The sequence below is a fragment of the Sphingomonas sp. BK036 genome, from assembly GCF_004216825.1.
In the GTDB taxonomy this organism is placed as follows: domain Bacteria; phylum Pseudomonadota; class Alphaproteobacteria; order Sphingomonadales; family Sphingomonadaceae; genus Sphingomonas.
In genome coordinates this window covers 1,211,109-1,232,159 of the sequence record NZ_SGXR01000003.1, presented here as the reverse complement: position 1 = coordinate 1,232,159, position 21,051 = coordinate 1,211,109, and the positions used below count along the sequence as shown (strand labels likewise).

Below are 21,051 nucleotides of genomic sequence, written 5' to 3'. Positions count from 1 at the left end.
CTTCGGTTCAGGCGATTCGGATGTCTTCGGGCGCGGCGACGATTGTCGCGGACGCCGAAGGGGACGGGGTGCGGCCCGGCGCTTGCGGCGTGGCGTGCGCGCGCGGCTGGCCGTTGCCGGCGCTGTTGCCGGGGCCGCCGCTGTCGCCGAGCCCGGCGCTGTCACCGAGCCCGCCTTGGCCGAGCTTAAGCCCGCGCGCTTCGGCCAGCTCGACAAGCCGGGGTTGCGCCTCCTGGAGCAAGGCCCGCGTCGCGCCCTGCTCGGCGTGGAAGTGAACATGGACGGTGTCGCCGTCCTGCTTCAGCGAGACGTCGATCGCGCCGAGCACGTCGGGGACCAGGCGGATCCGCGTGTCGCCCGCGTCGGCGGCGTCGCGCAGTATCTCGATCCGCTCGATCATCGCGTGTGGCCACCGCTCCTGCCGCATGTCGAGCGGGGCCTGTTGCGCCGCCGCGGTCGCGATCGCCGGGGCCGATACGGGCGTGCCGGCGGTCGGCGAGATCATGCTGGGGTCGGCGGCGTCACGATCGTCGCGGGGCTTGGTCGCAGCGCGGATCGCGGCGCCGAACACCTGGCTTGCCGACGCGACGGTACCCGGCTGCGGCTGGACCGCGGCGGGCATCGGCACGGCGAGCGCGACGGGCGTGGTCGCCCCGGTCGAGACCCAGCGCGGCGTGGAGATCGGGGTGTCGGGGCTGACCGGCAGTGCGGTCGCTTCGCGCTGCTGGGGCAAGCCAGCCGTGGCCGGACGAGCCGTTTCTCCGGTTCCAGCGAGGGGCGGGGCGACGGCTGGCGGTGTCGCCGGGGCGGGCATCGTCGGCTCGGCAGCCATAGCGGCTGGCGCGGTGCCGATAGGTGGCATTGGGTCGAGCGGCAGTCGCGTATCGCCGGTCTGCGGCGGCGTGGGCTGCCGAACGAACGGCGTTCGCGGGGCGGCATTGCCGGTCGCGGGAGGGCGCTTGGCATCGGCTTGCCCTGCGACAGGCAGGGCACGCGTGGGCGATACCCCCGGGGCCGGGACTGGCGGCGTCTCGATGGGGCTGGCCGCGACGGTAGCCGTAGCGGTTGGCCGAAGCGGGGCGGGGCTGTCGGGGAGCGTTTGGCCGAGTGTGACCGCAGGCTCCACACCCCGATCGGCGCCCGGCGCCGGCGCGGGTGTTTCGGCGGTCTGCGGCTTGGCTTCGGCCAGCGCGGGGAGGGATGGTGACGGCACGGCGGGCGCTGCCACGATTGCCGCGCTATCGTCCGGTTTGACCGTATCGACGATGGCCACGGAGGGGATCGGCGAGGCGGGGGCGGCGGTCGAGAGTATGACCGGCATGTCCACGGGCATGGCGACGCTTGGGGCCGCGTCGTCCGTATCGGCCTCGCTCGTATCTGCTTCGGTCGTACCGGTGCCGTTCGCTGCGCTCTGGTCCTTCGCGCGGGCGCCGCGGGTCGGGCCGACGAACGGGGTCGGCCGGGCGATGCGGGCGACCGGGGTGGCGATGGCGGCAGGGTCCGCGGTACCGACCGGCGGATCGGCGTCGACCGCGTCTGGGGTCAGTGCGTTTGCCGGGAGCAGCGGCGATTTCTGCGCGGCAACCGCTAAAGCGGGCGCTTGCGGCGCGATTTCGGGCTGCCATGCTGCCGGCGGGTCACCGGCGGGCATCGCGATCGGCAAGACGTTGCCGGCGGCGGCGGCGTTCTGCAGGGCTGTCGCATCGGGCTTGGCCGCCAGCAAGGGCAGGACGGGAGCCAGCGCAGCATCGGGGGTCTGCGCCTGCGCGAAGGTGCCTGCGAAATCGATCGCCCCCCGTCCGCCCTGTACGGCCGGCGAGCGTGTCTGCGCGGGTAGAACGGGGGACAGGGAGGCGGTCAGGATCATGCAGGATACTCGTTCGGGCGCGCGGCGCCCGGCCGCATGCCGCACCCTCAGCAAGGATCGTGCCGAACCTTTCGGAAGACGGGAGACTCTTCCATCGCGCGGATCGCTTTCAGCACCGCATCGGCATCCGCGCGCGCGAGAAGCTTCTCGACCGCGGTCTGGTCGCGCTTGGCGGCGCGGGTGGCCTCGGCGGCGCGCTCGACATGCTGCTCGGCCGCCTGGACGCGTGCGACGGCGGCGTTGGCGGATTGCTGGAGGCGCTCGCGGTAATGCGCGGCGGCACCGAGCGACACCGCGACCCGAGTCTCGTTGATCGGCGCGACCGCTTCGGCGAGCAGCGCGATACGCCCGGACAGCGCCTGTTCGCTCGCGAACTTGTCGTGCGCGCGCGCCTCGTCGGCGCGCGTCAGCCCGAGTTGGAGCGTGCGGACGCGGTGGATGCGCGCGAGCGTCTTGCCACGCGCCATCTCAGCCGCCGAACACGCCGGTCAGCTCGGCAACCGCATCGGCGAGCGAGACAGTCTCGTCGGCGTCCTGGCGGATATATTCCATCACCGCCGGGTGGCACGCGATCGCCGCGTCGATCGCCGGATCCGCACCGTGGCGATAGGCGCCCATCAGCACCAGATCGCGATTCTCCTCATAGGTGGCGAGGTGGCGGCGCAGCGTCCGCGCGGCCCTGGCATGGGGTGCGTCGACGATGTCGGTCATCACACGGCTGACCGACGGGCCGATGTCGATCGCGGGATAGACGCCGCGTTCGGCGAGATGGCGGTTGAGGACGATGTGGCCGTCGAGGATCGAGCGCGCCGAATCAACCACCGGATCATTGCCGTCATCGCCGTCCGCAAGCACCGTGTAGATCGCGGTGATCGACCCGCCGCTATGGACGTCGACGCCGGCGCGCTCGATCAGGTTGGGCAGCATCGCGATCGCCGAGGGCGGATAGCCACGCGCGGAGGCGGGCTCGCCGAGCGCGAGGCCGATCTCGCGACCGGCATGCGCGACCCGGGTCAGCGAATCCATGATCAGCAGGACCTTCTTGCCCTCGTCGCGGAAGGACTCGGCGATCGCATGCGCACGCAGCGCGCCGCGGATCCGCAGCACCGGCGAGTGATTGGCCGGCACCGCGACGACGACCGAGCGCGCACGCGCGGCGCCCGCGACCTTGGTTTCGAGAAAGTCGGCGACTTCGCGGCTGCGCTCGCCGATCAACCCGATGACGATCACGTCGGCCTGCGCGGCGCGGACGATCATGCCGAGCAGCACCGACTTGCCGACGCCCGAGCCCGCCATGATGCCGACGCGCTGGCCCTGGCCGATCGTCAGCAGCCCGTTGATCGCGCGGACGCCGACGTCGAGCGGTTCGCGCACGCGCCCGCGATCGAGCGGCGACTGGAGTTTCCCCGCGAGCGGCCAGCGGCCTGCGCCGCGGATCGGGCCAAGCCCGTCGATCGGCTTGCCCGCGCCATCGACCACGCGGCCGAGCATGGCGGCGCCCACTTCGGCTTCGCCCGGCGCGCCGATCGGCTTGACCGGCGCGCGCGGGAGAAGCGCGGCGGGCCCGCCGAGGTTCATCATCAACGTGCGGCCGTTGCGGAAGCCGATCACCTCCGCCTCGACGCTCGCCGCGCCTTCGCCGACCTGGCAGACGGTGCCGACCGGCAGCGTCAGCCCGACGGCTTCCATCAACAGCCCGTCGAACGAGGCAAGACGGCCCGAGACTTTGGGCTTGGCGACGAAATCGGTGTTGGAGAGGGTTTCGAGATAATCGGCGGTAAAGCGATTGAGCATCAGCGGGGCACCGGCACGCGGTCGATCGCCTGCGCCAATTGGTCGAGCCACAATTCGGGGCCGTCCTCGACTATCGTCGAGGCGCTTTCGAGCACGAAGCTGCCGCGCGCGACGCCCGGATCGCCGGCGGCGAAGATCGATTTCGGCAAGCGGCCTTCGAGCAGCGCGACGTCGTCGGGATGCACGCGGAGCAGCGCGGATTCAGCGCTGTCGGCAAGCAGTTCGGCGGCGTTCTCGATCCGGCCGGCAAGCACGTCGGGCGCGATGCCGACTTCGCCGACCACCTTGGACACGAGGAACAGGACGGTCTGGCGGAGCTGTCCGGCGATGCGCTCGCGGTCGATCCGATCGGCGCCCAGCGCAGAGGCGAGATCGCCGAGCAACGTCGCGTCACGCGCCGCTGCATCGCGCGCGGCCGTAGCCGCGGCGGCGAGCCCTTCCTCGTAGCCCGCGGCATGGGCAGCCGCGAGCGGATCGATGAACGACGATTCGCTGACCGGATCGAGCGGATCCCAACCGGCGGTCGGGTTCGCGTTCTTGTCCGCCGGACTGAAGTGGCGCGGCGTGCCGGTATCGGCCGCGGCGTCGCGGACGGATTCGGCGGTGAACGCCTGGCCGAAATCATTGGCAGGCCGGACCGTCGCGCGCGCGCGAATATCCGCGGCGGCGAAACCCGATGGCGGCGCGAACGCACTGGCGAGGACGTTGGCGCTGGTGGTGTGGCGCGACGCGAAGCCGGCTGTGAACCCGTTAGACATAATCGTCCTCGCCTCCGCCCATCTGGATCGTGCCGTCCTTCGCAAGGCCGCGCGCGATCGCGATCATCGCCTTCTGCGCCTCGAGCACTTCGGCGAGCTTCATCGGCCCGCGTGCTTCCATCTCGTCGCGGATGCCGTCGGCGGCGCGCGCCGACATGCAGCCGAGGAAACGGTTGCGGATCGTCTCGTCGACGCCCTTGAGCGACTTGGTCAGGATCTCGCTGTCGACGTTGCGGATCAGCGTACCCAGATTCTTGTCGTCGAGGTCGAGCAGGTTGTCGAAGATGAACATCGCCTCCTCGATCGCCTTGGCGACGTCGCGGTCGATCTTGAACAGCTTCGGCATCACGCGCTGTTCGGTCGCCTTGCGCGCGCCCGAGAGGATCTTGGCGGCTTCGCGCGTGCCGCCGAGCGTGACGCCGGCGCCGGCCGACGCGGTGCTGGTGCGGTTGGCGAGCAGGGTACGCAGCGTCTCGACCGCCTCGGGCGTGATCGGGCCGAGCCGCGCGATCCGGTGGAGGATGTCGGGCTGCACGGCGTCGGGCAGCAGTTCGAGCACCTGGCCGCCGATCGACGCGTCGAGGTTTGCGATCAGGACCGCGGCGATCTGCGGATGCTCCTTCTCGATCATCGCGGCGATCTCGGTCGCGTCGAGCCAGTCGAGCAGCTCGAGTTCGCACGCGGCCTCGGGCGGGGTGATCCGCGCGAGCACGCTCTCCGCCTTTTCGGGGCCCAGCGCGCGGTTCATCACCGCCTCGATCTGCGGGCGCGGGTCGAACCCGATCGCGGTGCGCTCGCGTGCGCGGCCGACGAAATCGTCGAGCACGTCCTCGACCTCCTGCTCGGACACGTCGGCGACCTTGAACATCGCCGCGCCGAGCTGGCGGACCTCCTCGGGCTCGAGCTTCTGGAGGATGGCCGCGGCCTCCTCCTCGCCGACGAGCATCATCAGCACCGCGGCGCGCTCGACGCCGGTATAGGTACGCAGCGCGACCTCGCTCACTTCGCGTCCGCCTTGATCATGTCGCGGACCGCGAGCGCCGCGCGCGTCGGATTGTCGCGCGTGAAGCCGCGGACCGCGCCGATCCGGTCGTCATAGCCGCGCGTATTCTCGAGCTGGTCGAGGCTGACGGGGGCGGCGACGGTCATGCCGTCCTGATCCGCCGCACCGATCGGCTGGCCGAGCGCGGGGCGCGTGCCGGCGTCCTCGCGCTTCTTCATCAGCGCCTTGGCGATCGGGCGGACGCCGAGCAGCAGCACGAGCAGCGCGATCAGGATCGCGGTGCCGTTGCGGGCGAGCACCGGCAGCCACGCATTGTCGTACCAGGCGGGCCCCGCCGCCGCGTCGGTGGCGCCTGCGAACTTGCGGCTGATGACGGTGACGTTGTCGTTGCGCGCCTGGTCGAAGCCGACCGCGCTCTTCACGAGATCGGTGATCTGGTTGATCTCCATCGCGGTGCGGCGAGTCTTGTCCGGATCGCGCAGGAGGACGGCGACCGACAGCCGCTTGACGCCGCCGGGCGTGGCGCGCGTGACCGACACTTCGCGGCCAAGGTCATAGGCGCGTTGATACTGGTCGGACTGCTTCATCGCGTCGGGTGCCGGGCCGCCGGCGACGGGCTGCGCGGCGGGCGTGCCGGGGTTGCCGGTCGCGGCCTGCGGTGTGGACAGCGTGCTGGCAGGCGGCGGCGTGTTGCTGAGCGCACCCGGGATCCCGCCGGGCGCCGCTGCGCCGCCGTCCTTCTGGTTGCCGGTCCAGTTGCCCGTCTCGGCGCGCAGGACGCCCTGCTTCTCATAGCTTTCGCGCGTCGCCTGGCTCTCGTCGAGATTGACGTCGGCCTGCACCTCCGCGGTGAAGTTGCCCGCGCCCACGAGCGGGGTGAGCAGCGCGATCAGCTGCGTGCGGTACTTGTCCTCGATCCGGCGCTGGATATCGATCCGCGCGTCGCTAGCCGCGCCCGCGCCATCGCTGCCGCCGGCCTTGGTGAGCAGTGCGCCCATCTGGTCGACGATCGTCACCGATTCGGGCTTCATGCCGGGCACCGACGAGGCGACGAGGTTGATGATCGAGGCGACCTGCGCCTCGCTCAGCGAACGCCCGCCCTGGAGCTTCAGGATCACCGACGCGGATGGCGCGGCGTTGTCACGGACGAACACCGAGGCTTCGGGCATGGCGAGGTGCACGCGCGCCTCGGCGACCGCATCGATCTCCTCGATCGACTTCGCCATCTCGGACTCGCGCGCCTGGCGAAGGCGTTCGCCCTCGACCGCACGGCTGACGCCCATCGGAAGCTGGTCGAGAATCGCATAGCCGCCCGGCGCCGCCTTGGGCAGGCCCTGGCCCGCCAGCAGCATCTTGGCGCGGCTGTAATCGTCCTCGCCGACGGTGAGCGCGCCGGTGCCCTCGTCGATATGACTCTTGATGTTGGCGGTGGTCAGCGCGGAGGTGACCGCGGCCTTGTCGGAATCGGGCAGGCCGCTGAACAGCGTCTTCTGCGTCGGCGTCGACAGGCTCATCCATGCCAGCGCGGCGGCGGCGATCAGGCCGACCATCAGCGCCATCGGCAGCGAGCGGCGAACCGCCGGCTGTGCGAACACGCCCTTGATCTGCTGGAGGGGGTTGGCGAACCGTTCGGCGCCGCCCGGCGAAGTGGGGATGAGTGCGGTGCTCATGTCAGACCGGCATGCTCATGATATCCTTGTAGGCGGACAACAGCTTGTTGCGGACCTGCAACGTCGCCTCGAACCCGACCGACGCCTGCTGGCGGGCGAGCATCACTTTCGCGATGTCGACCGTCTCGCCGCGCTCATAGCTTTCGCTGAGCTTGGCGGCCTGGGTCTGGCCATCGTTGACGCTTTTCAGCGCGGTTTCCATCGTGTCGGCAAAGCTGGTCGGCTTGACCGTCTCGGTCGGCGCTACGGTGCCGCTCGCCCCGGCGCGCGACAGCGCCTGGTTGCGTTCGAGGATCTGCGAGCGCAGCGCCATGACGCGGTCGACGCTCATCGCGCCGCCGCCGATGCCCGAGACGCCGCTCATGCCGAGGCCGCCCAGTTATGGACGTTGCCGATATCGTCGCCCTGCTCACGCGCCTTGGCGAGGCGATAGCGCAGCGTGCGTTCGGAAATGCCGAGGCGCTTGGCGGTCTCGATCCGGCTGCCGTTGCAGGCCTTGAGCGTCTCGCGGATCGCGGCGAACTCGCTCATCTGGACGATGTTGCCCAGGGTCCCGGGGGGCGTTTCCGGCTCCGCTGCAACCGGCGTGATGGGCGTGACTACCGCGGTACGCTGAAACGTCATCGACACCGGGCGGTCGAACACGATGTGGTTCGCCTCGATCGTGTCGCCGCCGCAGAACAGCAGCGCGCGCTGGATCACGTTTTCCAGTTCGCGGACGTTGCCGGGCCAGTCGTGCTGCATCAGCTGCTCGATCGCCGCATGGCTGGGCCAGGGGATGGCGTTACGCGTGCCGGCGTGACGCAGGATCAGCGTGGCGGCGAGCGCAGGGATATCCTGCGGGCGTTCGGCCAGCGACTTCGTCGTGAGCGGGAACACCGCGAGGCGGTAATAGAGATCGGCGCGGAACCGGCCCGCGGCGACTTCGGCGTGCAGGTCGCGGTTGGCGCAGGCGATCACGCGGACGTCGATCGGCTGCGGCACCGATGCGCCGAGCGGCACGACCTCGCGCTCCTGCAACACGCGGAGGAGTTTCGCCTGCAGCTGGAGCGGCATCTCGGCGATCTCGTCGAGCAGGATCGTGCCGCCGTTTGCCGCGCGGAAGAAGCCGTCGCCCCCCGACGACGCGCCGGTAAACGCACCCTTCTGGTGGCCGAACAGCAGCGCCTCGAGCATCGATTCGGGGAGGGCTGCGCAGTTGATCGCGATGAACGGCTTGTCCTTGCGTGCCGACCCATTGTGGATCGCGCGGGCGAGCACTTCCTTGCCGGTGCCGGTCGGGCCGTTGATGAGGACGGTGATGTCGGCGGCGGCAACGCGTTCGGCCAGTGCCAGCAACGCGAGCGATTCGGGGTCCGCGGCAGTCGGCATGTCGGGGCCGCCGATCAAGGCGCGCGCGAACCCGTTGCCGACTGCGGTGTCTTCCGCGGCAAAGCTGATCCGGGCGGGCGCGCCGTCGCGCGACGGGGTCACCTGGCGGCCTTCGCAGCCGATCACGACGGTGCGGGCAGGGGCGACGACGCCTTCGCCTTCGACGACCAGAAACAGATCGTTCGGGCCCGGCTGCGCCGTTTCGAACGAGCCTACGGCAAATCCCTGCGCCCGAAGCGACGAGACCAGCGCATATTTCCGCGAAGTGACTGCGGCCGATGGAAAAATAGAACGCATTGAGTTCCCCCTGAACGATTCGGGGAATGCGCCATTGGTGGTAAATTTGCGGTTAAACGGTGCCGGCATGCGGCAGATTATTTCCGGGCGCGTCCGCGTGGACACATGCGGACGCGTCTACGCGCGCGCGTAGGAGGGCGCGCACCGGGGGCGCTCGCAGGTGATGCGATTTTTTCCGCTAAAGTTCGCGACGAGGCGGCCGTTACCCCCTGTGACGGATCGGCACTTCGCCATGGGGGCGGCGCGGATCGTCGAAGATCACGGAGATTCTCATGACTGTCATCGGTACCAACATCTCGGCACTGCGCGCGACCAACGCCTCGACCAAGGCCTCGAACATGCTGGCCACGTCGATGGAGCGCCTGTCGACCGGCAAGCGCATCAATTCGGCCAAGGACGATGCCGCCGGTCTGGCGATCTCGTCGTCGATGACGTCGCAGATCAAGGGCATGAACCAAGGCGTCCGCAACGCGAACGACGGCATCTCGATGGCGCAGACCGCCGAGGGCGCACTTGACGAGGTCAGCAACAACCTGCAGCGCATGCGCGAGCTCGAAGTCCAGAAGAGCAATGGCACCTATTCGGCGAGCGATATTGCAAATATCAAAACTGAGCAGGACGCGCTGGCGAAGCAGATCACGAACGTGCTGACCAACACCAAGTTCAATGGCGTGGACCTGTTCGGCGGTACGGCCGGCAACGGGGGGGCGGTCAAGATCCAGGCAGGTGCCAACGCCACTGACTCGATCGACCTGAACCTTGGGACCGATCTCAAGGCAGCGTATGTGCCGGCCACCACGGGCGCGAATGCTGCGCCGGCGAGTGGAGGGATTGGGACCGTCGTGACCGGTTCGACCGCTGCTGCGAGCAGCACCACCATCCTTGCGGACTACGACAACGCGTTGGCGACTGTCTCGAACCGCCGCGCATCGCTCGGCGCGTCGCAGAACCAGCTGCAGTCGGCGGTCAACAACCTGACCTCGAACGCGACCAACCTTTCGGACGCCAAGAGCCGTATCGAAGACACCGACTTCTCGGCTGAAACGACCGCGCTCGCCAAGGCGCAGATCCTCAGCCAGGCATCGACCGCGATGCTCAGCCAGGCCAACCAGAGCCAGCAGGGCGTTCTGAAGCTGCTCGGCTGATCCGGTTCGGTGCCGGCACCGCCCCCCTAGGGTGACGGCGCCGATCGAGCCGATGACGCGTACGCGCTTTTCCGCGCTACGTTCAGGATCGAGAGATGCGAACCCCGGCGACCCAAGGTCGTCGGGGTTTATTCGTTCTGGCTGACAAGAAAACTCCGGCAAGATTGTGTAAGCCAAAGAAAAAAGCGGCAATATATGGCCGGTTTTATTTAAGTCCGGCGGGATCCTGCCGTTACTTATTATGGCGGCACGGCCCTTCGCCACGGGGGCGGCGGGGATCGCTGCAAATTACTGGAGTTTTACAATGTCTGTCATCGGCACCAATGTTTCCGCACTGCGCGCGACCAACGCTTCGACCAAGGCCTCGAACATGCTGGCCACGTCGATGGAGCGCCTGTCGACCGGCAAGCGCATCAATTCGGCCAAGGACGATGCCGCCGGCCTCGCCATCTCGTCGTCGATGACGTCGCAGATCAAGGGTATGAACCAGGGCGTCCGCAACGCGAACGATGGCATCTCGATGGCGCAGACCGCCGAGGGCGCGCTCGACGAGGTCAGCAATAACCTGCAGCGCATGCGCGAGCTTGAGGTTCAGAAGAGCAACGGCACTTATTCGGATGCCGACAAGGCAAACATCAAGACCGAGCAGGACGCCTTGGCCAAGCAGATCAACAATGTTCTGACGAACACCACGTTTAACGGTGTGGCATTGTTCGCCGGTAAGACGGGAACGCCGGCTGATGCGAAGATCGTCAAAATTCAGGCCGGTGCGAACAGCAGCGATGCGATTAACCTGGACCTCGGCTCCAGCCTCAGTGCGGTGGCCGCCGGTACGGTTGATGCGCCGACTGGTGGTGTCGGTTCGGTGGTCGACGTGACCACGACGCCAGGCTCTGTCGCCGCTTCAGGAGATTTGGCAGCATACGACAAGGCATTGTCTGTAGTATCGAACCGTCGCGCATCGCTCGGTGCCTCGCAGAACCAGTTGCAGTCGGCGGTCAACAACCTGACCTCGAACGCGACCAACCTGTCGGACGCCAAGAGCCGCATCGAGGACACCGACTTCTCGTCGGAAACGACCGCACTCGCCAAGGCGCAGATCCTGAGCCAGGCATCGACCGCGATGCTGAGCCAGGCCAACCAGAGCCAGCAGAGCGTCCTGAAGCTGCTTCAGTAATCCGAGCACCGGCATTGGCATCGCCCCCCAAGGGTGCCGATGCCGGTCGGATCCGCCCGCGCCTGTCGCGAGCGGTACGAAACCCCGGCGGCTTCGGCCGTCGGGGTTTTCTGTTTGGGACGGGCTGCCGATGAGAAATCGCCAAGCGCGGCATCACCGCGCTATAGTCCACCGCATGACCATCCGAATCGGCATTGGCGGCTGGACCTACGCGCCGTGGCGGGGGACCTTCTATCCCGAGAAATGGCCGCAGACGCGCGAGCTGGACTATGCCGCGGCGCGCGTCACCGCGATCGAGATCAACGGCACCTATTATAGTAGCCACAAGCCTGCGACGTTCGCGTCCTGGGCCAAGGCTGTGCCCGATGGCTTCGTCTTCGCCCTCAAGGCGTCGCGCTATTGCACGAACCGCAAGGTGCTGGCGGACGCTGGCGAGTCGATCGCCAGGTTTACCGGACAGGGCATCGTCGAGCTGGGTGACCGTCTCGGGCCGATCCTGTGGCAGTTCATGGCGACCAAGCGGTTCGATCCCGGGGATTTCGGTGCGTTTCTCAAACTCTTGCCCGCCAGCCAGGATGGTCTTGCGCTACGCCACGCGATCCAGGTCCGGCACGAGAGTTTCGCGGTGCCCGAATTCATCGCAATGTGCCGGGACGCGGGCGTCACGATCGCGTTTGCGCAATCGGCCGAATACCCCGCGATTGCCGATGTTACCGGCGACTTCGTCTATGTGCGGCTGGAAGATGCCGAGGAGCGGTTCGTCGCGGGCTATGCGCCCATCGCGCTCGATGCATGGGGGGCGAGAGCGAAGACTTGGTCGGCGGGTGGGCACCCAGAAGGCCTGCCTTATGTCGAGGACGTCGTTCCGCCGGATCGCACTCGCGATACGTTCGTCTTCGTCATCAACGGCGCCAAAGTGCGCGCACCCCACGCAGCAATGGCGTTGATCGAACGCATCACACCCTGACCGCGAGAGGACCGGGACGGGTCCGATAGGGTGGTGCACGAGAGGTGCGGTCGAGCGGCGCGGTCAGGCCTTGCCTAGGAGGATCGCGGCGATCTGCTCTCTGTACAGACCGGCAAGGCTCAAATGCATCTCCATCACCTGTGCGGTCAGCGCCAGCGCGGCGAGCTGGAGATGACGCCCATGCCAGAGTTCGAGATCCTTCGGGGAGCGGGGCATGAACTGCATCATGTGCCCAGTTTGGGGGCATCGGGTTAAATTAACGCTATTATGTCAGTAGTATGATCACAATCTAGATCAATATATCAGTCGGAATGGGTGTATCGGACACGGGCAGAATGCCTGATCCCCCGAGACCAATCGCGCCCGTAGGCGGTCTATATGCCGGCTGCGTCGTCCGGCGTCGCGGTTTCCACGACCGGCGCGGGGATGACCACCGGAGCCGGCTGGGGTTGGCCGGCCTGTCCGATCAGCGCGGTGTTCTCGATCACGTCGAGCGCCTGGCGTGCCACGACGTACCGGCGGGCGGCGCTCATCCAGTTGCCGGCCTGTGCCGCACCCGGCAAGCGCGCTACCTCGGCGCGGGCGGCTTCGACCTGGCCGGCTTCGAGCAACCGGCGCGCGCGGGCGAGGCGATCGGTCGGCATCGGCGAGGGGGTGCCGGCTTTGCGCAGGACCACGAGCGAATCGATCTGATGTTGCAGCGTGTCGAGCCAGCCATCGCCGGTCGACGCAGTGATGTCGGGCGCGATCGTGTCGAGGCCCTGGCGCAGATCCTCGAGCGTCACCGGCTGGCGTGCGGCTTGGATCAGCGTAGTCGTCGCGCGCGGCTGCGCCTGGGCGAACCGCAACCGCAACTGTTCCTCGAGATAGCCGAGCCCGACCCCGCGATCGAGCGCACGGCGCGCAGCGAATGCCACCATCAGCCCTTCGGCGCGCGTCGCCTGTCCGCCGGCCGCGGTGGCATCGGTGGTGATCGTCGCGGTGCGCGCCTCGAGCGCGGTCAATTGCGCCGCCAGCGTTGCTTCGCGCGTCGCCAGAACGGCGGTATCGACCGGCGCGGCGGCCTGTGGCTGACCATCGGGGCCGAGCGGCTGCGACGGAATATAGCCTGCATTGCCCGCGGCAGCCTTCTGTCCGGCAGCGGTCGATGCGGCATTCGTCGCGCGGAAGGTGGCGAACCAGGGCAGCGTCCGGACCGCATAGCCCATCAGGCCGAGCCCGGCGATGAAGGCGAGACTGACCAGCGCCAGGATGACGCCCATTCTGGGTCCGCGTGCCCGTGGGCGGTCGGTCGGCACGTAGTCAGTCATGGCGTGCTTATCTCCGCCCTAGCCACGCTGGTCAATCGCGCGCGTGCTCGCACGTGCAGCAGCGCATGCGACGACCGCAGCGTCGGTCGGTTGCGGGGCGATCGCGACGTCTCGCCAACCCGCGCCGGCGGCATCGCCGACCGCTTGGCTGATCGCGACGAGCGCGATCCGCGCACGCGCCGCTCCGCTCGCATCGACCAGTGCGGCCAGCCGCGTCGCGGCGCGTGTCGAATGGAGCAGTATCGCGCAATCCTCGAACGACCGTGCAACCGCGTCGTCGAGTGGCACGGTATTGCTGGCATAGACGGTGATTGGCTCGACTGCGCGATCCCGGTCCTCTGCCTCACCTGTGGCCGCGCGGTCGCGGCCGGTGAGATGCAGCAATCGGGCAAAACCGTTGTCCTGTGCCAGCGCGACGGCCGCTCGCCCGTCCGCGTTGCCGGTGAGCGCAACGCCGAACCCGGCCGCGCGTGCCGCCGCCGCCGTCGTCTCGCCAACCGCGACGACGGGCAAGTGTTTCAACGCCTCGACCCCGATACCCGCGTGGCGAACCGCGTTCGCGCTCGTCAGCAACAGCGCGTCGAACCGGGCGGGATCGGGCGTGGGCCAGTCGACGGGCACGACCGCGAACAGCGGGATCTGGCGCACGTCCATGCCCAGCGCCCGCAGCGCGGTGGCGGTGCGCGTGTTGCCGGGCTCCGGCCGCAGCACCACGACCGGCGTCATGCGGAGAATAATCGTCTCACGCTGGCCGGTGCACGTGCGAGCAGATCCTCCGCGAGCGCGGTGCCAAGATCGTCGTCGACCGTCCCCTCGATCGATCCCGCGACGTCGCACGCGCCATCCTCGGCGATCAGCTCGGCGCGGAGCGTCAGCGTCTCGCCCGCGAGCGACGCCAGCGCCGCGACCGGCGAGTGACAGTCCGCGCCGAGCCGCGCGAGCAGCGCACGCTCGGTCAGCACGCACAGGCTCGTATCGCGGTGGTCGATCGCCGCGACGATCCCGCCCGCCGCGCTCCCGGCGAGCACCTCGATCCCGACCGCCCCCTGCGCGGGCGCGGGCAGCATCACGTCGGTCGGGATCGCATGGCCGTCGTCGCGCCCGAGCCGGTCGAGCCCGGCGGCCGCCAGCAGGGTTGCGTCCATCTCGCCGCTCGCCACCCGACCGAGCCGCGTATCGACGTTGCCGCGGATCAGCACGATCTCCAGGTCGGGCCGCAGCCGCAGCATCTGCGCGCGGCGTCGCGGCGAACTCGTGCCGATCACCGCGCCCTGGCGCAGGTCGGACAGCGTCTCCGCACCGATCAGCCGGTCGCGCACGTCGGCGCGCGGCAGCATTGCCGCGATCGACAGCGTGGCGGGGCGGATCGTCTCGACATCCTTCATCGAATGCACCGCGCAATCGATGTCGCCATCGTGCAGCGCGCGATCGAGTTCCTTGGTCCACAGCGCCTTGCCGCCGATCTCGGCCAGCGCGCGATCCTGTACGCGGTCGCCGGTGGTTCGGATCACGACGATCTCGACGGCGTCGGGCCACCAGCCATGCGCCGCACACAGCGCGTCGCGCACCATGGCTGCCTGGGTGAGAGCGAGCGGCGAGCCGCGCGTACCGAGCCGAAAACGAGTCATCCGCGTGCCATGCAGAAAGGGCAGGGCTTCGACAAGCGCCGGCGGGCACGATAGGACGCAGTGATGATCATTCTCGGCATCGAATCCTCCTGCGACGAAACCGCCGCCGCGCTAGTCACCGGCGACCGGCAGGTCCTCGCGCACCGGCTGCTCGGACAGGAGGCCGCGCACGCCCCGTTCGGCGGTGTCGTCCCCGAAATCGCCGCGCGCGCGCATGTCGAGGCGCTCGAGCCGCTGATCGTCGCGGCGTTGGCCGACGCGGGGCTCAAGCTGGCCGACGTCGATGCGATCGCCGCGACCGCCGGGCCGGGCTTGATCGGCGGCGTCATGGTCGGGCTCGTCACGGGCAAGGCGCTCGCGCACGCCGCGGGCAAGCCGTTGATCGCGGTGAACCATCTCGAAGGCCATGCACTCTCGCCGCGGTTGTCCGACCCCGATCTCGAATTCCCGTACCTGCTGCTGCTCGTCTCCGGTGGCCATTGCCAGTTGCTGCTGGTCGAAGGCGTCGGCGCGTACCGGCGGTTGGCGACGACGATCGACGATGCGGCAGGCGAGGCGTTCGACAAGACCGCCAAGCTGCTTGGGTTGGGCTTTCCTGGCGGCCCCGCGGTCGAACGCGCCGCCGCGCTTGGCGACCCGAAGGCGGTCCCGCTGCCACGCCCGCTGAAAGGCTCGGCCGAACCGCATTTCTCGTTCGCCGGTCTGAAGAGCGCGGTCGCGCGCGTCGTCGGGCAGTATTCGCCCGAGGATCTCGCTGCCTCGTTCCAGGCCGCGGTGGTCGACTGTCTGATCGATCGCACGACCAAGGCGCTTGAAAAACTGCCGTTCGTGTCGAGCGAAGTCGAGACACACCCGCGCGGCGACTTCTCGACTTCGCTCGAAGCGAACGGGGGTAGGGATGGCCCACACACCCGCCGCCCCACCGCGCTCGTCGTCGCCGGCGGCGTCGCGGCCAACACCGCGGTGCGTGGCGCGTTGCAGGCGCTCGCCAGCGCGCACGGCCTCCGCTTCGTCGCGCCGCCTTTGTGGCTGTGCACCGACAACGCCGCGATGATCGGCTGGGCGGGTGCCGAGCGGTTCGCGGCCGGCCTCACCGATCCGCTCGACGTCGCCGCGCGCCCGCGCTGGCCGCTCGATCCCAACGCCGAAGCGGTACGTGGCGCAGGAGTGAAGGCATGAAGATTGGGGTCATTGGCGGCGGCGCCTGGGGCACCGCGCTCGCGCAGGTCGCGGCGCATGAAGGGCGCGACGTGATACTCTGGGCGCGCGAACCCGCGGTCGTCGACTCGATCAACGCGACCCATGAGAATGTACTGTTCCTGGCGGGTGTCGCGCTCTCGCCGACGATCCGCGCGACGGACGACCTCGCCGTGCTCGCTGGTATGGACGCGATTCTCGTCGTCGCGCCGGCACAGCATGTCGGCAGCGTCCTCGCCGCCGCGCCGGTCGGCCGCATCCCGCTCGTGCTGTGCGCCAAGGGGATCGAGGCCGGCAGCAAGCGGCTCGTCGGCGAAGTCGCGCGCGCGGTGCATCCCGACGCGCCGATCGCGGTCCTCTCAGGTCCCACCTTCGCTCACGAAGTCGCTGCGGGATTGCCCACCGCGGTGACGCTGGCGTGCGAGGATGCCGAGCTAGGCGACCGTCTCGCGACGCGTCTCGCTGCGCGTCATTTCCGTACTTACGCCTCGACCGACGTCGCGGGCGCGGAGATCGGCGGCGCAGTGAAGAATGTCCTCGCGATCGGCTGTGGTGTCGTCGAGGGCGCAGGCCTCGGCCAGAACGCGCGTGCGGCGCTGATCGCGCGCGGGTTCGCCGAGATGACGCGGTTCGGCCTCGCCCGCGGCGCGCGCGCGGAAACGCTCGCCGGGCTGTCGGGGCTGGGCGACCTCGTGCTCACCTGCTCCTCGACCAGTTCGCGCAACTTCTCGCTCGGCGTCGGTTTAGGGAAAGGCGACTCTGCCGAGATTTTGCTCGCCGACCGCCGCACCGTCGCAGAAGGTGCCTTCACCGCCCCCGTCCTCCGCGAAGCCGCCCGCGACGCGCGCGTCGACATGCCGATCACCGAAGCCGTCTGCCGCCTGCTGGAAGGCGCCCCCGTCAGCGACGTGATCGGCGACCTGCTCGCGCGGCCGTTGAAAGGCGAAGCGGGCTGATCCGGCGGTAACCCAATCCTCCCCCGCCAGGGGGAGGTGGCGCGAAGCGACGGAGGGGGAGGACACGGAACCGACGTGTCGCCTACCTCCCCCTCCGTCTGGCAAGTGCCAGACACCTCCCCCTGGCGGGGGAGGATCAGGTTATCGCAGCACCCGCGCCGCTAGCCCCGAACAATCCGCATCCCCGGCGACCGGACCCTGCTTCCCCGTGATCGCCCGCCCGATCGCCTTGAAGATATTCCCGACCGACTTCACCTCGGGCGGAATCGTCACATGCGGCCGCTCGATCGTCCCCGTCATGTAGGCCGACCCCGGCAACCGCAGCAGCGCATGCTGTTTGGGCGTGCCGGTCAGCCGGATGTCGAGCGTCTCGCCGGGAAACACCACGCTCCCCTGGCCGCGCAACTGGCTGGCGGTCGTGTCGACGATCATCGGATTGACCCGTCCGCGCCCGCGCGTCACGTCGAGCTTGAGCACCACGCAGCGCAGACCCGCGCGCTCGCCATCCTTCGCCAGCAACGCGCGCGCCGCATCGAATCCGAGCGCCGCCGCGATCCCCTGCGGCAAGTGTCCGTCGCGCGCGACGAACCCGATCGTGCCGTTCGATCGCCCGACCGCCGCACGGATCGTCTCGCCGGGTCCCTTCAGCCGCACGCGCGCGCTGACGTTGCCGCTGAAATCGCCGCCGCCGCCCGCGATGTCCTGCACGCTGCTGCCGCGCAGCCGGAGGTCGATATCGACGCTCGGCACCTTGCGGTCGCCGCGCTGGTCGACGGTCACGCGTCCGGTGACGTTACCATGCGGCAGCCGTGCGACGAGATCGCTGAGCGTCAGCAGCTGGTGGTCGATCGCCAGCACGCCCTTGGCGGACAGGATCGGCGAGGCGCCCTTGCCGCTGACGATCCGGCCGATCCGAAACCCCATCCGCGCATCGGTGGTGTCGATCTTGCCGATATCGATCCGCGTGTTGGGCACCAGCCGCGGCCCGATCGCGCGTTCCAGCGCGGCGCCCTCGGCCTTGCCCTGGTCCGACGCCAGATCGCCGAAGTCGAACTGGCGCGAGACGATGTCGCCATCGACCTTGCTGCGGCCCGCCTGCTTGTCGACCGTGACGTGGCCGGTGAAATCCGAGCGCCCGACCACGCCCTTGAGCTCCGTCACCGTCCATTTCGGCTGGTCGTGACGGACATGCGCGCTGAACGACACCGGTTGCGTCCGGAACAGACCCGCCTCGATCACCGCGTCGATCAGCTTGAGATCGGTCGCGCGCGCGGTCACGTCGAGGCTCATCGCGTCGGTATCGAGCGGCGTGTCCATCCGGCCCTTGGCGCTGATCGACAGCGCATCGCCATCGATCGACGCGGTGAACGGCCAGGGCTTGCCCTGGAATTTCGCCACCGAAGGCCCCGCGACCGCGATCCGGACGGCCGCGCCGCGGATCGTGCCGCTGCCGGCCGCGCGGATCCCGTGCACCGGATCCGACACGAACCGCGCCGCGGCAAAGCGGTCCTGCTTGTCGTCGCGATACGTGATCACGCTGTCGCTGATCGTCAGCGCGTCGAAATCGGTCGAACTCCCGCCGCTTTTGGGCTTGCCCGGCCGCTCCCAATTGGTCCGGCCATGCTTGTCGCGCACCAGCACGAGCCGCAGCCCGCGCGCCTTCACGTCGCGCGGTCCGAACGCGCCCTTGAGCAGCGCGAGCCCGGAAAACGTCGCCTCGGCTTCGCGCAACCGCACGAAATCGCCCTTGCCGGCCCAGTCGGCCTGCGGGATTCGCACGTCGGTGATGCGGATCGTCGGGTTGAACCCGAACGTATCGACTCGCTCGATTCCGCCGATCGTCACCGGCCGCCCGAACCGCGCGGTAAGCTGCCGCTGGATCACGCCCCTGAGCGACCCCCAGGGAAAGGCGGCGAGCCCCAACAGCCCCAGCACGAGCACGCCCGCAATGACGATGCCGGTGATTTTCACCCAGCGTTTTTCGAATAATCCCCTCATCTTACCGCGACGCGCCGAGCGGGCATTCGTTCCGCCTGCGTCAGGACCGCTGCCGCAGATTTACCTCGCCTACCACCCCGGCGAAGGCCGGGGTCCAGTTGGAAAACGTCGCTAACGCAGGAGTACGCTCCGTTACGGCGACCTCTCCAACTGGACCCCGGCCTCCGCCGGGGTGGTATCTAGCTCTGCCGGCGTCGCAGTATCCAAAGCCCTCAGAAATCGATCGCCATGCCCTTCAGCTCCCAGTCGCCATAGCGCGTGGGATCGCGTGGTTCGGGGTCCTTGTCGGGCACGATCGGCTCGGGTTTGGGCACCGGCGTGGTCTTTGCGAGATATTCGGGTGGCTTCACATGATCGGGGCGCTGGCCCATCGCGGCTCTCCGGATTTGCGTGTTGGCGTCGTAACCGCCACATGGGGCGCGCCGCGCGATTTTGCCATAACAGCCGCGCGTGCGATCCGAACGCGAAGGACCTTTGATGCCTGACTACACCCACGCCCCCGAGCCGCTCGGCGTCCCCACCCGCCGTGCAGCCCTCCGCCTGCTCGACGCCGTGCTGCGTCGGGGCGAGTCGCTCGAATCCGCATTGCCCGCCGCGACCCGCGCGATCCACGGCCCCGATCGTGGCCTCGCGCATGCGATCGCCGCCGAGACGCTGCGCCGGCTGCCCGATCTCGACGCGATGATCGATTCGGTTACCAAGACCAACCTGCCCGACGATGCGAAGGCGCGGATGGCGCTGCGCATCGCGCTTGTCCAGGTGCTGATCCTCGGCACGCCGTCGCACGCCGCGATCTCGACCGTGTTGCCGCTGGTCGACGGCGGCCCGCGCAAACTCGTCCACGGCGTCTTCGGCACGCTGTTCCGCGCCAACATGCTTCTCCCCGAAGTCCCGACACTGCCCGCCCCCGTCGACCTGCGCTGGGAAGCCGCGTGGGGCGAAGAGATGGTCGACGCCGCCGGCCGCGCGATCGCCCAGGTACCGCCGCTCGACCTGACGATCGCCGACCCGTCCGAAACCGAAGGCTGGCGCGAGAAGCTGGGCGGCGAAAGCTTCATGCCCGGCCATCTGCGTCTCGGCGACCACGACTCGGTCCCCGACATGGCCGGGTTCGGCGACGGCGCCTGGTGGGTGCAGGACATCGCCGCCTCGCTCCCCGCACGGCTGCTCGGCAAGGCGCCGTCAGAGGGTGGGGGCCACGTCCTCGATCTGTGCGCGGCGCCCGGCGGCAAGACGCTGCAGCTCGCTGCGGCCGGCTGGACCGTCACCTCGGTCGACAATTCGCAGAGCCGGATCAAGCGCCTGCGCGAAAACCTGTATCGCACGCACCTGAAGTCGGAGGTCGTCAACGCCGACATCCTCGAATGGGCGCCGACCGAGCCCGCCGACGCGATCCTGATCGACGCGCCGTGCAGCGCGACGGGCATCTTCCGCCGCCACCCCGATGTGCTCCACCGCGTTCGCCCCTCGATTATCGCCGAGACCGCGGCGTTGCAGGCACAGATTTTCGCGCGCGCGGCGGACTGGGTGAAGCCCGGCGGCACGCTCGTCTACGCGACCTGCTCGCTCGAGCCGTCGGAAGGTGAGGCACAGCTCGACGCGTTCCTCACGGCGCGGAGCGACTACACGATCGTGCCGGTCGAGCAGTCCGAACTCCCCGCCGGCATCACACCGACCGAAGCCGGCACGATCCGCACGCTCCCCGGCATGCTGGCAGACCAGGGGGGCTGCGACGGCTTCTTCATCGCCCGCCTGAAGCGCAGCTAACCAATCCTCCCCCGCCAGGGGGGAGGTGGCTGGCATTTGCCAGACGGAGGGGGAGGACAGGGCAACCGCTGTTCCGTTTCCGCCCCTCCGTCATCTGCGGTGCCACCTCCCCCTGGCGCGGGAGGATAGAAGGCCTTCGCACCAAC

Annotated in this window: 20 protein-coding genes; 6 read left to right on the top strand and 14 right to left on the bottom strand. The window is 68.9% G+C overall.

Features of this window, described 5'->3' with window-relative positions:
* Positions 1 to 7: 7 nt before the first annotated feature.
* The 8 genes from EV283_RS05805 to EV283_RS05770 are packed head-to-tail and all read right to left on the bottom strand — an operon-like array spanning position 8 to position 8,760.
* Positions 8 to 1,867, bottom strand: coding sequence for a flagellar hook-length control protein FliK (locus EV283_RS05805; RefSeq protein ID WP_130323388.1), 1,860 nt, complete (start codon positions 1,865 to 1,867; stop codon positions 8 to 10).
* Positions 1,868 to 1,914: 47 nt separating this feature from the next.
* Positions 1,915 to 2,334, bottom strand: a complete 420-nt coding sequence (locus EV283_RS05800) for a hypothetical protein (RefSeq protein WP_130323386.1) — start codon at positions 2,332 to 2,334, stop codon at positions 1,915 to 1,917.
* A 1-nt stretch (position 2,335) separates the two neighbouring features.
* Positions 2,336 to 3,661: a FliI/YscN family ATPase gene (locus EV283_RS05795; RefSeq protein ID WP_130323384.1), complete on the bottom strand. Its 1,326-nt coding sequence runs from the start codon at positions 3,659 to 3,661 to the stop codon at positions 2,336 to 2,338.
* Positions 3,661 to 4,419, bottom strand: a complete 759-nt coding sequence (locus EV283_RS05790) for a FliH/SctL family protein (RefSeq protein ID WP_056412968.1) — start codon at positions 4,417 to 4,419, stop codon at positions 3,661 to 3,663. Before EV283_RS05790 ends, EV283_RS05795 begins: the two co-directional genes overlap by 1 nt.
* Positions 4,412 to 5,422: a flagellar motor switch protein FliG gene (gene fliG, locus EV283_RS05785; protein ID WP_130323382.1), complete on the bottom strand. Its 1,011-nt coding sequence runs from the start codon at positions 5,420 to 5,422 to the stop codon at positions 4,412 to 4,414. The genes EV283_RS05790 and fliG overlap by 8 nt, the downstream gene beginning before the upstream one ends.
* Positions 5,419 to 7,092, bottom strand: coding sequence for a flagellar basal-body MS-ring/collar protein FliF (gene fliF, locus EV283_RS05780; RefSeq protein ID WP_130323380.1), 1,674 nt, complete (start codon positions 7,090 to 7,092; stop codon positions 5,419 to 5,421). Before fliF ends, fliG begins: the two co-directional genes overlap by 4 nt.
* Position 7,093: 1 nt before the next feature.
* Positions 7,094 to 7,456 carry a flagellar hook-basal body complex protein FliE gene (gene fliE, locus EV283_RS05775; RefSeq protein WP_056412962.1) on the bottom strand — a complete coding sequence of 121 codons (363 nt, stop codon included), beginning with the start codon at positions 7,454 to 7,456 and terminating at the stop codon, positions 7,094 to 7,096.
* Complete coding sequence (locus tag EV283_RS05770; protein ID WP_130323378.1) at positions 7,453 to 8,760, bottom strand: sigma 54-interacting transcriptional regulator; 1,308 nt, start codon at positions 8,758 to 8,760, stop codon at positions 7,453 to 7,455. The genes fliE and EV283_RS05770 overlap by 4 nt, the downstream gene beginning before the upstream one ends.
* A 272-nt stretch (positions 8,761 to 9,032) precedes the next feature.
* Here EV283_RS05770 and EV283_RS05765 point away from each other — a divergent pair, with 272 nt between their 5' ends.
* The 3 genes from EV283_RS05765 to EV283_RS05755 all read left to right on the top strand — a co-directional run bounded on the left by EV283_RS05765 (position 9,033) and on the right by EV283_RS05755 (position 12,049).
* Positions 9,033 to 9,905, top strand: coding sequence for a flagellin (locus EV283_RS05765; protein WP_130323376.1), 873 nt, complete (start codon positions 9,033 to 9,035; stop codon positions 9,903 to 9,905).
* A gap of 304 nt (positions 9,906 to 10,209) precedes the next feature.
* Positions 10,210 to 11,082: a flagellin gene (locus EV283_RS05760; protein WP_130323374.1), complete on the top strand. Its 873-nt coding sequence runs from the start codon at positions 10,210 to 10,212 to the stop codon at positions 11,080 to 11,082.
* A gap of 175 nt (positions 11,083 to 11,257) precedes the next feature.
* Positions 11,258 to 12,049: a DUF72 domain-containing protein gene (locus EV283_RS05755; protein WP_207223037.1), complete on the top strand. Its 792-nt coding sequence runs from the start codon at positions 11,258 to 11,260 to the stop codon at positions 12,047 to 12,049.
* A 63-nt stretch (positions 12,050 to 12,112) separates the two neighbouring features.
* Here the strand turns inward: EV283_RS05755 and EV283_RS19075 are convergent, their stop codons facing one another.
* From EV283_RS19075 to hemC, 4 genes are all read right to left on the bottom strand, one after another.
* Complete coding sequence (locus tag EV283_RS19075) at positions 12,113 to 12,265, bottom strand: hypothetical protein (RefSeq protein WP_156359533.1); 153 nt, start codon at positions 12,263 to 12,265, stop codon at positions 12,113 to 12,115.
* A gap of 158 nt (positions 12,266 to 12,423) precedes the next feature.
* Entirely contained in the window at positions 12,424 to 13,359 is a 936-nt protein-coding gene (locus tag EV283_RS05750) for a hypothetical protein (protein WP_130323372.1), read from the bottom strand.
* Positions 13,360 to 13,377: 18 nt separating this feature from the next.
* Positions 13,378 to 14,085 carry a uroporphyrinogen-III synthase gene (locus tag EV283_RS05745; protein ID WP_130323370.1) on the bottom strand — a complete coding sequence of 236 codons (708 nt, stop codon included), beginning with the start codon at positions 14,083 to 14,085 and terminating at the stop codon, positions 13,378 to 13,380.
* Complete coding sequence (gene hemC, locus EV283_RS05740) at positions 14,082 to 14,987, bottom strand: hydroxymethylbilane synthase (protein WP_130323368.1); 906 nt, start codon at positions 14,985 to 14,987, stop codon at positions 14,082 to 14,084. The genes EV283_RS05745 and hemC overlap by 4 nt, the downstream gene beginning before the upstream one ends.
* Positions 14,988 to 15,047: 60 nt before the next feature.
* Here hemC and tsaD point away from each other — a divergent pair, with 60 nt between their 5' ends.
* Positions 15,048 to 16,166, top strand: coding sequence for a tRNA (adenosine(37)-N6)-threonylcarbamoyltransferase complex transferase subunit TsaD (gene tsaD, locus EV283_RS05735; protein ID WP_130323365.1), 1,119 nt, complete (start codon positions 15,048 to 15,050; stop codon positions 16,164 to 16,166).
* Positions 16,163 to 17,140, top strand: a complete 978-nt coding sequence (locus tag EV283_RS05730) for an NAD(P)H-dependent glycerol-3-phosphate dehydrogenase (RefSeq protein WP_130323363.1) — start codon at positions 16,163 to 16,165, stop codon at positions 17,138 to 17,140. The genes tsaD and EV283_RS05730 overlap by 4 nt, the downstream gene beginning before the upstream one ends.
* 141 nt (positions 17,141 to 17,281) lie before the next feature.
* On the opposite strand, the gene EV283_RS05725 is transcribed toward EV283_RS05730, so the two are convergent.
* Positions 17,282 to 19,111, bottom strand: a complete 1,830-nt coding sequence (locus EV283_RS05725; RefSeq protein WP_242615798.1) for an AsmA family protein — start codon at positions 19,109 to 19,111, stop codon at positions 17,282 to 17,284.
* Positions 19,112 to 19,350: 239 nt separating this feature from the next.
* Entirely contained in the window at positions 19,351 to 19,509 is a 159-nt protein-coding gene (locus EV283_RS05720) for a DUF1674 domain-containing protein (RefSeq protein ID WP_082445075.1), read from the bottom strand.
* Between the two features lie 106 nt (positions 19,510 to 19,615).
* On the opposite strand from EV283_RS05720, the gene EV283_RS05715 reads away from it, so the two are divergent.
* Positions 19,616 to 20,905 (top strand): transcription antitermination factor NusB, encoded by a 1,290-nt coding sequence (locus EV283_RS05715; RefSeq protein WP_130323359.1) that lies wholly within the window; start codon positions 19,616 to 19,618, stop codon positions 20,903 to 20,905.
* The last annotated feature ends 146 nt before the right edge of the window (positions 20,906 to 21,051 follow it).

Excerpts from the sequence above, each read along its gene's own strand:
- EV283_RS05770 (WP_130323378.1), bottom strand. The coding sequence starts at position 8,760 with ATGCGTTCTATTTTTCCATCGGCCGCAGTCACTTCGCGGAAATATGCG.
- EV283_RS19075 (WP_156359533.1), bottom strand. The coding sequence starts at position 12,265 with ATGCCCCGCTCCCCGAAGGATCTCGAACTCTGGCATGGGCGTCATCTC.
- hemC (WP_130323368.1), bottom strand. The coding sequence starts at position 14,987 with ATGACTCGTTTTCGGCTCGGTACGCGCGGCTCGCCGCTCGCTCTCACC.
- fliE (WP_056412962.1), bottom strand. The coding sequence starts at position 7,456 with ATGAGCGGCGTCTCGGGCATCGGCGGCGGCGCGATGAGCGTCGACCGC.
- EV283_RS05800 (WP_130323386.1), bottom strand. The coding sequence starts at position 2,334 with ATGGCGCGTGGCAAGACGCTCGCGCGCATCCACCGCGTCCGCACGCTC.
- EV283_RS05795 (WP_130323384.1), bottom strand. The coding sequence starts at position 3,661 with ATGCTCAATCGCTTTACCGCCGATTATCTCGAAACCCTCTCCAACACC.
- fliF (WP_130323380.1), bottom strand. The coding sequence starts at position 7,092 with ATGAGCACCGCACTCATCCCCACTTCGCCGGGCGGCGCCGAACGGTTC.
- EV283_RS05760 (WP_130323374.1), top strand. The coding sequence starts at position 10,210 with ATGTCTGTCATCGGCACCAATGTTTCCGCACTGCGCGCGACCAACGCT.
- EV283_RS05715 (WP_130323359.1), top strand. The coding sequence starts at position 19,616 with ATGCCTGACTACACCCACGCCCCCGAGCCGCTCGGCGTCCCCACCCGC.
- EV283_RS05805 (WP_130323388.1), bottom strand. The coding sequence starts at position 1,867 with ATGATCCTGACCGCCTCCCTGTCCCCCGTTCTACCCGCGCAGACACGC.
- EV283_RS05755 (WP_207223037.1), top strand. The coding sequence starts at position 11,258 with ATGACCATCCGAATCGGCATTGGCGGCTGGACCTACGCGCCGTGGCGG.
- EV283_RS05790 (WP_056412968.1), bottom strand. The coding sequence starts at position 4,419 with ATGTCTAACGGGTTCACAGCCGGCTTCGCGTCGCGCCACACCACCAGC.
- EV283_RS05745 (WP_130323370.1), bottom strand. The coding sequence starts at position 14,085 with ATGACGCCGGTCGTGGTGCTGCGGCCGGAGCCCGGCAACACGCGCACC.
- EV283_RS05765 (WP_130323376.1), top strand. The coding sequence starts at position 9,033 with ATGACTGTCATCGGTACCAACATCTCGGCACTGCGCGCGACCAACGCC.
- EV283_RS05720 (WP_082445075.1), bottom strand. The coding sequence starts at position 19,509 with ATGGGCCAGCGCCCCGATCATGTGAAGCCACCCGAATATCTCGCAAAG.
- EV283_RS05750 (WP_130323372.1), bottom strand. The coding sequence starts at position 13,359 with ATGACTGACTACGTGCCGACCGACCGCCCACGGGCACGCGGACCCAGA.
- EV283_RS05730 (WP_130323363.1), top strand. The coding sequence starts at position 16,163 with ATGAAGATTGGGGTCATTGGCGGCGGCGCCTGGGGCACCGCGCTCGCG.